Origin of the sequence: Streptomyces sp. NPDC006743, assembly GCF_040703815.1 — a bacterium.
GTDB lineage: Bacteria > Actinomycetota > Actinomycetes > Streptomycetales > Streptomycetaceae > Streptomyces.
In genome coordinates, this window is sequence record NZ_JBEYJA010000102.1 from 1 (window position 1) to 10,460 (window position 10,460).

9 protein-coding genes are annotated in these 10,460 nt (G+C 74.7%); 6 read left to right on the forward strand and 3 right to left on the reverse strand.

Annotation, left to right across the window (positions count from 1 at the left end; all coding sequences use genetic code 11):
* Positions 1 to 354: 354 nt before the first annotated feature.
* Positions 355 to 1,074 carry a CDP-alcohol phosphatidyltransferase family protein gene (locus tag ABZ719_RS36430; RefSeq protein WP_366729462.1) on the forward strand — a complete coding sequence of 240 codons (720 nt, stop codon included), beginning with the start codon at positions 355 to 357 and terminating at the stop codon, positions 1,072 to 1,074.
* On the opposite strand, the gene ABZ719_RS36435 is transcribed toward ABZ719_RS36430, so the two are convergent.
* On the reverse strand, positions 1,034 to 1,513 hold the full coding sequence (locus ABZ719_RS36435) for an adenylyltransferase/cytidyltransferase family protein (protein ID WP_366729463.1): 480 nt from the start codon (positions 1,511 to 1,513) through the stop codon (positions 1,034 to 1,036). The genes ABZ719_RS36430 and ABZ719_RS36435 overlap by 41 nt on opposite strands.
* 248 nt (positions 1,514 to 1,761) lie before the next feature.
* Between ABZ719_RS36435 and ABZ719_RS36440 the strand changes: the two genes are divergently transcribed.
* The 3 genes from ABZ719_RS36440 to ABZ719_RS36450 all read left to right on the forward strand — a co-directional run bounded on the left by ABZ719_RS36440 (position 1,762) and on the right by ABZ719_RS36450 (position 5,956).
* A complete protein-coding gene (locus ABZ719_RS36440) occupies positions 1,762 to 2,967 on the forward strand; it encodes a glycosyltransferase family 4 protein (protein ID WP_366729470.1) in 1,206 nt (401 codons plus the stop codon).
* Positions 2,964 to 4,655: a lipopolysaccharide biosynthesis protein gene (locus ABZ719_RS36445; protein WP_366729464.1), complete on the forward strand. Its 1,692-nt coding sequence runs from the start codon at positions 2,964 to 2,966 to the stop codon at positions 4,653 to 4,655. The genes ABZ719_RS36440 and ABZ719_RS36445 overlap by 4 nt, the downstream gene beginning before the upstream one ends.
* Before the next feature lie 62 nt (positions 4,656 to 4,717).
* Complete coding sequence (locus tag ABZ719_RS36450; protein WP_366729465.1) at positions 4,718 to 5,956, forward strand: hypothetical protein; 1,239 nt, start codon at positions 4,718 to 4,720, stop codon at positions 5,954 to 5,956.
* Between the two features lie 308 nt (positions 5,957 to 6,264).
* Here the strand turns inward: ABZ719_RS36450 and ABZ719_RS36455 are convergent, their stop codons facing one another.
* Complete coding sequence (locus ABZ719_RS36455) at positions 6,265 to 7,788, reverse strand: hypothetical protein (RefSeq protein WP_366729466.1); 1,524 nt, start codon at positions 7,786 to 7,788, stop codon at positions 6,265 to 6,267.
* 121 nt (positions 7,789 to 7,909) lie between these two features.
* On the opposite strand from ABZ719_RS36455, the gene ABZ719_RS36460 reads away from it, so the two are divergent.
* Both ABZ719_RS36460 and ABZ719_RS36465 read left to right on the forward strand, forming a co-directional pair.
* On the forward strand, positions 7,910 to 8,449 hold the full coding sequence (locus ABZ719_RS36460; protein WP_366729467.1) for a WcaF family extracellular polysaccharide biosynthesis acetyltransferase: 540 nt from the start codon (positions 7,910 to 7,912) through the stop codon (positions 8,447 to 8,449).
* Positions 8,446 to 9,573 (forward strand): glycosyltransferase, encoded by a 1,128-nt coding sequence (locus ABZ719_RS36465; RefSeq protein WP_366729468.1) that lies wholly within the window; start codon positions 8,446 to 8,448, stop codon positions 9,571 to 9,573. The genes ABZ719_RS36460 and ABZ719_RS36465 overlap by 4 nt, the downstream gene beginning before the upstream one ends.
* On the opposite strand, the gene ABZ719_RS36470 is transcribed toward ABZ719_RS36465, so the two are convergent.
* The gene (locus tag ABZ719_RS36470) at positions 9,552 to 10,286 is read right to left on the reverse strand and encodes a hypothetical protein (protein ID WP_366729469.1); all 735 of its coding nucleotides are present in this window, start codon (positions 10,284 to 10,286) and stop codon (positions 9,552 to 9,554) included. The genes ABZ719_RS36465 and ABZ719_RS36470 overlap by 22 nt on opposite strands.
* Between the last annotated feature and the right edge of the window lie 174 nt (positions 10,287 to 10,460).

A 10,460-nucleotide genomic window follows, 5' to 3' on the forward strand; every position in this document is an offset into this window, starting at 1 on the left:
AGGGAGTCCGATCAGCTCGCGGCGTCCGGTGCGTCCGGTGCGTGCGATCGCAAGGCGCCGGAAGGTCCTTGTAGCGGAGCTACCAGGACCTTCCGGCAACGCCGCGAGCGTGCGTGCCGGGCGTCGCGAGCCGGGCGCCCCTTTTGTTCGCAGCTCTTGGCTCGTGCGCCCCGCCGCGATCCGGGAGCGGGCCAGTGCGGCGCACCGCGCCCGCAAGCGCCCCGAGCGGCGGCGGGCCGGCCCGGCCCGGCGCGGCTTCTGCCCCGATCTTCCGCGCACGCCCCGGCGCCTGTGATGATGGACGCTGGGGAGCGACCGGTGGGGTCGTGAGGTCCGGGGGGATCGATGAGCGGCATGACGGGTGCGACGTCGGCGCTGACGCGGCTGAAGTCCGCGCAGAAGAGCGCCAAGGGCGTCTCGCTGTATTCGCGGTTCGTGAACCGGCCCGCGGGCCGCTACCTCGCGGCGGGGGCGTACCGGCTGGGCCTGACACCAGATCAGGTCACCTTGGTCAGTGCGGCGTTCAGCTTCGCGGCGGTCGCGGTGGCGGCGCTCGCCGCGCCCACCTGGAACGCGGGTGCCGTCGTGTGGCTCGGCCTCGCGGTCGGTTTCGCCTTCGACTCCGCCGACGGACAGCTGGCCCGGCTGCGCGGCGGCGGCAGCGCGGCGGGCGAGTGGCTCGACCACGTGGTCGACTGCGCCAAGATCACCGCACTGCACACCGCCGTGCTGATCACCTTCTACCGCCACCCCGGTCACTTCGGGACCGCGGCCGACGGCTGGCTGCTGGTGCCGCTCGGCTTCCAGCTCGCCGCCGTCGTCACGTTCTTCGGCGGACTGCTCACCGAGCAGCTCAAGCCGAAGACGGCCCCGGGCGGCGGCGCCGCGCCCTCCACGGCGCGGGCCGTCGCCCTGCTCCCCGTCGACCACGGGGTGTTCTGCCTGGTGTTCCTGCTGCTCGGCGGCGGTACGGCCTTCCGGTGGGCCTACAGCGCCCTCGCCGCCGCCGCCGCGCTCTTCCTCGTCGCCTTCCTCACCAAGTGGTTCCGGGAACTGTCCGCGCTTCGGCGGTGAGCCGCGTCCCGCCGAGCGCGTCGATGGCGCGCCGCAGCTGGGTGCTCGAGGTGTGCACGGTGTACGGGAAGTAGACGACGTCCACGCCGACCGTGGCGAAGTCCCGCTCCAGCCGTTCCCCCTTCGGCGTGTCGCGCCAGTCGTCGCCCTTGAACAGCACGTCGAAGCGGACCTGCTTCCACGTCTGCAGCTTGTCCGGCACGGTCTCCACGAACGCCGCGTCCACGTACTGGATGCTGCGGACGATCTCCAGCCGCTCCACCAGCGGGATCATCGGCGCCCTGCCCTTGGCCTGCGCGACCATCTCGTCGGAGACCACCCCTGCCACCAGGTAGTCGCACCGGGCACGTGCGTGACGCAGGATGTTCAAGTGCCCGATGTGGAAAAGATCGTAGGCGCCCGGTGCGTAGCCCACGCGGTACGGCTTGCTCGACGGCACAGATGCCCCCCTCGTTCGATGACGGCCCCCAGGGCGCGCCCCCTGTGCGGGAGGGCGCGCGAACTTTGACGATAGCGTTCATGTCCGGTGCAGGAAGGGTGAACAATCAGGGTGATTCCTGGTTCACTGCACGACAGGGCGAGGGCCGGGGGGCCCGCGAGACGCCCACAGACAGGGGAGGCCGCCCCAGGCGGCCGGGGGGAAGGGTTCGTCCCGTGACACAGAACCACCGCGGACGCCGGCTGCTCCTGGTGTCCACCAACTACGCGCCCGAGCACACCGGCATCGGGCCGTACGCCACCGGCATCGCCGAGCACTGGGCGAGCCGCGGGCACACCACCCACGTCCTGGCCGGGCTCCCGCACTACCCGGCCTGGCGCCTCGATCCCGCCTACCGCGGGGTGTGGCGGGCCACCGAGCAGCGCGCCGGGGTCACCGTGCACCGCCGCCGGCACAGCGTGCCCGCGCGCCAGAGCGCCCTGCGCCGGGCCCTGTTCGAAGGCTCGATCCTCGCCCACGGTCTCGTCGCCCCGCCCCGCACCGGCCGCGTCGACGCCGTGCTCGCCCAACTGCCCAGCCTGGCCGGGGGAGTGCTCGCAGCCAGGATCGCCGCCCGGCACGGAGCCCCGTACGTCCCGGTCGTCCAGGACCTCATGGGCGCCGCCGCCGCGCAGTCCGGCATCCGCGGCGGCGGCCGCAGCGCCGAGCTGGCCGAGCGCGCGGAGTCGTGGGTGCTGCGCCGTGCCACCCTGGTCGGCGTCATCCACGAGACGTTCGTCGAACGGGTACGGGCGATGGGCGTGGACCCCGGACGCATCCGCCTGGTGCCCAACTGGTCGCACATACAAGCCCCCGCCGCGCCCCGGGAGCGCACCCGTGAGCGGCTGGGCTGGCGCCCGGAGCAGACCGTCGTGCTGCACTCCGGCAACATGGGCCTCAAACAGGGGCTGGACGTGCTGGTCGAGGCGGCCCGCCGCGACCCGGCCACCCGGATCGTGCTGATGGGCGACGGCAACCAGCGCGAGCACCTCGCCCGCCGCGCCGACAACGTGCCCAACCTCCAGTTCCTGCCCCCGGCCGACGACGCCGACTTCCCCGACGTGCTGGCCGCGGCCGACGTGCTCGCCGTGACCCAGCGCGCCTCCGTCCTCGACATGAGCGTCCCCTCCAAGCTCACCTCCTACTTCGCGGCCGGCCGCCCGGTGATCGCCTCCGTCGCCGCCGAGGGCGGCACGGCACGCGAGGTGCTGCGCTCCGGTGCCGGAATCGTCGTGGAACCGGAGAATCCCGATCAGTTTCTCTCCGCGGTGCGTAGACTCGCCGAAGATCCGGCGACCGCTGAGGAGTTGGGCGCGGCGGGACCGCGCCATGTGGCCGCGCACCTGTCGCGGGAGGCGGGTCTCGCGCGCATCGACGCGCTGATCGACGAGGCTTTGGGGGGTCTGGTCAGGTGAGCGACACACACGTTCCTCTCCGGGGGGAGGACGAACCGGAGCAGTTGCGCGAGCAGTTCCGCCAACTGCTGCGCTACCGCTGGCTGATCTGCGGTGGCGTGGGCGCCGGACTGCTGGCCGGGGCCTGGCTCGGGATCACCGGGGCCGAGAGCTACGCGGCCACCACCGACATCGTGCTGCGCGCCCCCACCAGCGACCCCTTCGCGCCGACCCTCTCCAGCGACAAGACGATCAACATGGGCTCCGAGCGCCAGACCGCGCTCAGCCGCAAGGTCGCCGAGGGCGCCGCGAAACAGCTGGGGATCGGCGCCGACGGCATCGACCGGCTCCAGCACGGGCTCCAGGTCACCAACCCGCCGCAGACCCTCGTGCTGCACTTCACGTACACCGCGACCCGCCCCCAGGAGGCGGCACGCCGCGCCAACGCCCTCACCCAGTCCTACATCGACCTGCGCAAACAGCAGTGGGAGTCCGTGCGCGGCTCCATGCTCAAGAGCCTCCAGGACCAGCTCGACCCCGTCGCCAAGCAGAACGACGAACTCTCCAGGCGGATCAAGCAACTGCCCAACGGCTCCGCCGCCGACGCCGCCTACGCCGTGCAGGCCAACCTGCTCAACCGCATCACCGACCTGCGCAACAAGATCACCAGTCTGAAGGCGCTCGACATGACGCCCGGCAACGTGATCCGCAATGCCACGGTCCCCACCTCCTCGGACGGGCCGGGCCTGCCCCTCTCGCTGGGCCTGGGCGGGCTCGTCGGGATCGGCCTCGGCCTGCTCGGAGCCTGGGTGCGCCTGGTCTTCGACCCCGCGCCCCGCTCGGCCGGGGACGTGGCCCGCGCGGTGCGCGGCCCCGTCCTCGGCGCGCTGCCGCGCGGCTCGGGCGGCGCCCTCGTGGTCGGCCGCACCGACTCCCGGGCGGCCGAGGAGTACCGCTCGATCGCCTTCCGGCTCGCCTACGACGACAGGTTCGCCGACCGGCGCCGCCTGCTCGTCGTCGCCCCGCGCGGCTCCATGGAGTCCAGCGTGGCCGTCGCGGTCAACCTCGCCGCCTCCTTCGCGGAGACCGGCAAGGACGTCACCCTCGTCGAGGCCGACCTGCGCACCCCCTCCCTGGCCGAACGGCTCGACGTCTCCGCCGCCTCCCGCCCCCGCTGGAGCCGCGCCGGCGAGGACGCCGACGGCGAGTGGCCCGGCCGCGGCCAGCTCGTTGCCGACGCGGGCGAGTCCGGCGCCTTCGGCCTCGTCCCCGGCGAGCGGGTGCGCAACGTCGCCCGCGCGCTGACCTCGGCGCGCACCACCCGGCTGATCGCCGAGGCCGACGACCCCGACGCCACCGTCGTGGTCGTCGCCCCGCCCGTCCTCGCCTACGCCGACGCCCTCGCCCTGGTCGACCGTGTCGACGGAGTGCTCATCGTCTGCGACCCGCGCACCGTGCACCGCGCCGACCTCGTCCGCATCCGCGAACTGATCGTCGGCGCGGGCGGCACCGTACTCGGCGCGGTGACGCACACCCCCTCGCGCCGGGCCGCGGCGGGCGCCTCCCGCCGCGGGAACCGGCGCCACGGGCCGCGCGGCGCGCCGCAGCGGCCCGTCGCGGCCGGCCCCCGCACCCCACCCGTGGACCACCCGGAGGACGACGGCAGCACCACGATCGCGCTGCGCACCGTCCGCTCGGGGGACCGGTGACGGCCCAGGGCGAGCAGCCGGGGACCACCCGTCCGCCCCGCCCGCCGCGGAGTTCGACGGCCGTGTTCGCCTCCGTACTCGACCAGGCGGCGTCCAGCCTCACCAACATCGCCGTGCTGGTGATCGCCGCCCGCGTCTCCACCGCGCACGGCTTCGCCACCTTCTCCATGGTCTACCTGACCTTCACCGTGCTGCTCGGCCTCAACACGGCGTACGCGGGCCAGGTCGTCGTCCTGACCCGCGGCGACCGCACGGCCACCGGCGCCGCCTGCCGGTCCGCGGTCTCCTTCACCGCGCTGGCCGCCACCGCCGTCGGCGCCCTGCTCGCCGCCACCGGCGCGGTCACCGCGGCCGCCCGCGGCGACTGGGCCGGGCCGGGCGGAGCCTTCCTCGCCCTGGGTGCCGTCCTCCCGCTGGTCCTGGTGCAGGACGTGCTGCGGTACGCGTTCTCCACGCTGCGGCGCCCCGCCCTGGCCCTGGCCGCCGACACCCTGCGCCTGGTGTGCGTGGTGCCCGTCCTGCTGCTCCAGCCCCGGCACACCGCGCCGGGACTGCTCGTGGCCCTGTGGGGGCTGTCGGCCCTGCCGGCGCTGCTGCTCGGCCTGCGCCTGCTGCGGCCCCACGTGCGCGGCACCCGCACGGACCTTCGGCCCTATGCGCGCCGCGGCCACCTCGGACAGCGCTTCGTGGTGGAGTTCGCCGTGGGCAACGCCTCCAGCCAGCTCGCCGTGCTGGGCCTCGGCCTGTTCGCCGCCCCGCTGGCGGTCGGTGCGCTGCGCGGGGCGACCACGCTCTTCGGCCCGCTGAACGTCCTGTTCAACTCGGTCAACGCGTTCGGGCCGCCGCTGCTGGGCCGGCTCGGCGGCCGCCGGGCCACCGCCCGCGCCGCCGCCGTGCTCGGCCTCGCGCTCTGCGCCGTCGGCCTCGCCTGGGGGCTGGTGCTGCACGCCCTGCCCGGCGGCGCGGGACACCAACTCCTCGGCGCCACCTGGCAGTCCGCCTCCGCGCTGCTGCCCGCCTCGGGCGCGCAGTACGCGGTGATGGGCCTGGGCACCTGCGCCCTGGTCACCCTGCGCGTGCTCAGTCCGCGCGCCACCTTGTCGGTGCAGGTGGTGTTCTCCCTGCTGTCGGTCGTCCTCATGCTCGGCGGCTACATGGTCAGCGGGTCGGCGCTCGGCGCGGCCTGGGGGCTGGCCGCCGGGTCCGCCCTCAAGGCGGCCGCGGCCTGGATCCGCGTCGCCCGCCTGCCCGGCCGGGAGCCGTCCCCGGCCGCGGCCACCCCGGCCCTCCCCGCTCCCTGAGCACGCCCGGCGGGCCGCCGCGCAGCTCCGAGCAGAAGGGGAGCTTGAGCAGAAGGGGAGAGCGAGCAGAAGGGGAGAGCGAGCAGAAGCAGAGCTTGAGCAGAAGGGGAGAGCGAGCCGGGCGCCCCTGCCGTCCGGAGCCCTCAGAGCTGCGAACAGAAGGGGCGCCCGGCTCGCGGCGTCCGGCACGCACGCTCGCGGCGTTGCCGAAAGGCCCTGACAGCTCCGCGGCAAGGACCTTCCGGCGTCTTGCGATCGCACGCACCGGACGCCGCGAGCTGATCGGACTCCCCTTCTGCCCGCGGCGCTCAGCGCAGCCCGGCCGTCCGGTCCTGCCGGAACGTGGTGATCAGCGCGATGCAGCACACCGCGATCGCCACCCGCCCCGACGCCTGCAGCAGCGGCCCGCGCAGCAGGATGAAGGAGTACCCGGCGACCAGGGGCACGGTCAGCGCGATCAGGCTGCCCGGCGGAGCCCGCCGCACCGCCCGGCGCGCATAGCGGCGGTCGACCCGCGCCGCCGCGTACCCGAGCCCCACGAACCCCGCCGCCATGCCGGCCGGACCGAAGTCGATCCACAGTTCCGCCCACACCGGCGACGACAGATTCGTGTTCGTCGCCCCCATCCACTGGCCGACCACCACGCCGGTGTCCATCGGCTTGCCCGGCCACACCGACCGCGGCACCGCGAACAGCACCGAGCCCGCCAGCTGGCGGCCGTAGGTGTGGCCGCGCCCCGACCCTACGAAGGTGATCGTGTTGGCGAACATGCCGACCTGGTCGTAGTCCTTGACGGCCAGCGGTTCCAGGGGCGAAGTCGTCTGAAGCGGACGGTAGTTGGTGTCGTCGTAGCGGAACCGGTCCGCGAACGGGAAGACGATCAGCGCCACCACCACACCCAGGCTCAGCGCGATCCGGTACAGCGCCGCGCTCACCGGGAACACGGTGAACAGCATCGAGAACAGGACGGTGAGGAACCAGAACCGCGGGTTGGAGACCGGGTTGTTGACGACCGCGTTCACCGCGGCCAGCGCCAGCCACACGGCGATGACGACCGGCGAGCGACGGGCCCGCCGCGAGGTCACCAGCCACCGCGTGTACACCAGCCAGGCGATCAGGACGGGCACGGTGCCCAGGCCGCGCACGATGGCCTGGCCCGCCTGCGAGTCCTCCTGGGAGAGCCCCGCCTCCTGGACACTGCTGATGATCTCCTGACGGCTGGTGAAGAAGACCGCGGGCCCGCCCAGCCTGACCACCAGGAGCGCCGAGCCGGCGAAGGCCAGCAGGGTCAGCAGGTACAGCCGGCGGCGGTGCACCAGCGCCGGGCGCCGCCCCTCCTCCCGCTCCCGGCGCGGCCGCTGGCGGGCCAGCAGCGCACCGATGTCGAAGGCGACGCAGCCGATCAGGACCAGCGAGACGGCCTCGGTCAGATCGGTGCGCGCCCCCACCACCGGGGTCGGTGTGCGCCCCAGGACCGCCTGGGCGAGCGGCGCCACCCCCATCGCCATGTAGACGAACAGCCAGAACGACGCGGCGAGCAGCTTGCGGCGGCTGGTGAGGATCATCGCCGACAGCCGGACGCCCGCGTACACCGTCAGCGCCAGCTGCATCCACAGCGCGGAGTCGCGCAGACCCGTGCCCGGCTGCACCAGGACCAGCAGCGGCAGGAACACCGAGAAACCGAGCACCAGCGGGACCGACAGCGCCCGGGACAGCAGCGTGCGCGGGGAGAACGGCGGCAGCGGGCCCGAGCCCCGCCCGCCCCGGCCCGCGGTCCGTGCCACCGGCGTCCGCGGCGCCGCCGTCACGCTCCGGTCCGTCTGCTGCGTCATGGCGCCCCCGCCCCCGAGAAGATCCCCGCCGCAGTCTACTGACGGCGGCCCTGCGGGGAACGGTCAGCGACTAGAGTGGGCCGAGCGGCGTCAGGGGAGGCGCCGTTGGGGGGTTGGACCGATGCGTGATCTCACGGCCTTCACACTGGCCGGCTACGACAAGGGCCGCGGCCCGCTCGTCCAGGCGCTCTGGTTCGCGGTGCTGAACACCGTCTTCATGGCATGGTTCACCCCGGCCCGCGTCCGGACGGCCCTGCTGCGCGCGTTCGGCGCCGAGATCGGGACGGGAGTGCTCGTCCGGCACCGGGTGCGGGTGCTGTGGCCGTGGAAACTGACGGTCGGCGACCACACCTGGATCGGGGAGGGGGCATGGATCCTCAACCTGGAGCCCGTCACCCTCGGCGCCCACGTGTGCGTGTCACAGGAGGCCCTGCTGTGCACCGGCGGCCATGACCACCGCGCCGCCGACTTCCGTTACCGCAACGCGCCCATCGCCGTGGACGACGGCGCCTGGATCGCCGCCCGCGCCACCGTCCTGGCCGGGGTGACGGTCGGCCGCTGCGCCGTCGTCGGCGCCGGGGCCGTCCTCCACGAGGACCTGCCCGCACGGACCCTGCACACCGCCGACAACCGGCGCCGCCCCGTCGAGGAGCCGGCGTGAGAGTGCTGCACGCGGTCACCCTGCACAGCACGACCCACGCCTTCGGCGGCCCGGTCCGCGTCGCCCTCAACCTCTGCCGGGGCCTGCGCGCCCGTGGACACGACGCCCGCCTCACCGCCCTGGCCGACGGCTTCGGACGGCCGCTGCCCGAGGAGGTGGAGGGCGTGCCCGCCCGGCTCCATCAGGCGCGCAGGGTCCTGCCGCTCGGGTTCAGCGGCCTGACCTCGCCCGCACTCCTGGCCGGCGCGCACCGGCTTGTGCGGCGGGCCGACGTGGTCCACGTGCACCTCGCACGCGACCTGGTGACGCTGCCGGTCGCGCTCGCCGCGCTGCGCGCCGGACGGCCCCTGGTCCTGCAGACGCACGGCATGGTCGATCCGAGCGAACGGCGCTCGGCCCGGCTCCTCGACGCGGTCGCGGTGCGCCGGGTGCTGCGCGGCGCCGACGCCGTGCTGCACCTGACCACCCGTGAACTGGACGACCTGAACGCGGTGGTGGGCGAGCCGGGCCTCGGACGCGCCGTCCGCCTGGTCAACGGCGTCCCCGCGCAGCCGGAGGGCCCCGGCCCGCAGGGCCCGCCGCGCATCCTGTACGCGGCCCGGCTGCAGGCGCGCAAGCGACCCGTCGACCTGGTGGACGCCGCCCCCGCCGTCCTGGCCCGGCACCCGGAGGCGACCTTCGTGGTGGCCGGTCCCGACGAGGGCGAACTCGCCGCGGTACGGCGGCGCATCACCGAGCTGGGGCTCACCGGGAAGGTGAGCTGCCCGGGTCCGCTCACCGGGACCCGCATGGCCGAGGAACTGCGCCGCGCACACGTCTACGTGCTGCCCTCGGTGGACGAACCGTTCCCGATGTCGGTGCTGGAGGCGATGGCCGTCGGCACGCCGGTGGTGGTGACCGGCTCCAACGGCCTGGCCCGTGACGTGGAGCGGGCCGGAGCCGGGCGCGTGGTGAGCGGCCCGGACGGTATCGCTCCCGCGGTGCTCGATCTGCTCGACCCGTCCGCGCGGCGCTCCGCGTCGGCGGCGGCCCGGGGGCTCACCGCCGAGGCGTTCTCCATGGACGCGGTGCTGAGCACCCTCCTCGACGTGTACGAGCGGTCCTACGCGGGCAGCCAGGCGTAGCAGCCGGAGGTGACGAAGGTGCGGGTGCCGGCCGGGACCTTCGCGGTGACCTTCCTCGCGCCGCCCGTGCCGGGGCCGGACGCCAGCACCTTGCCGTCCGCGCCCAGGGCCTGCCAGGTGCAGCCGGTGCCGGTGCCGGTCAGCGCCCGGTAGCTGCCCGGCCGCGGGTTCTTTCGGGTGCCGTCGGGGAAGCCGGTGGCGGCCGTGGCCAGCAGGGGCTTCAGCGCCGGGCAGAGCTGGTCGATCGCCGCGTCCGCGTTCGGCACCTCCCCGGTGATGAGCGCGCCGACGGCGGCGTCCTTGTCGTGGGCGGCGGTGCGCCCGATGCGCTGGCAGGCCTCCTGGCCGACCTGGAGCACGGCGGCCGGGTCCATGTGCGCGGGCACCCGGCCGTGCAGGTACTTCTTCTCCTGGGCGGTGAACGACCCGGTCGCCGGGGTGAGCCTCGCGTCGGGCACGACCGGTCCCGCGGCCGGCCTGGACGGCGCGTCCGGCCGCGCCGGCGGGCCCGCGGGAGCGGGGCTCGCCCGCTCGTCGGGCACGGCGGCGGCCTGTGCGTCGGAGAGGCTGTGCGTGGGCCGCGGGCCGGCCTGCGTGCCGCCGTGCGAGGAGCAGCCGGCGAGGGCGAGGAGCGCGGTGAGGGCGACGGCGCCGACGGCACCGCGCCGGCGGGCGGACAGAGCGGGAAGAGGCCTGGTGGGGCGAGTGCGCATGACGGCTCCTGGGCCCGGCGGGCCTGGGTACGGTGGCGGGCCCGCACGGTGGGCGCGGGCCCGGAGGGGCTGTGCGGGGCCGCGGTCGCCGAGCCGCCAGGGACACGGCGCGACGGCGCTGACGTGCCCTTGTCCGCTGTGAGGACGGCCGTTCCGGGGCTCCCTAAGTGTTCC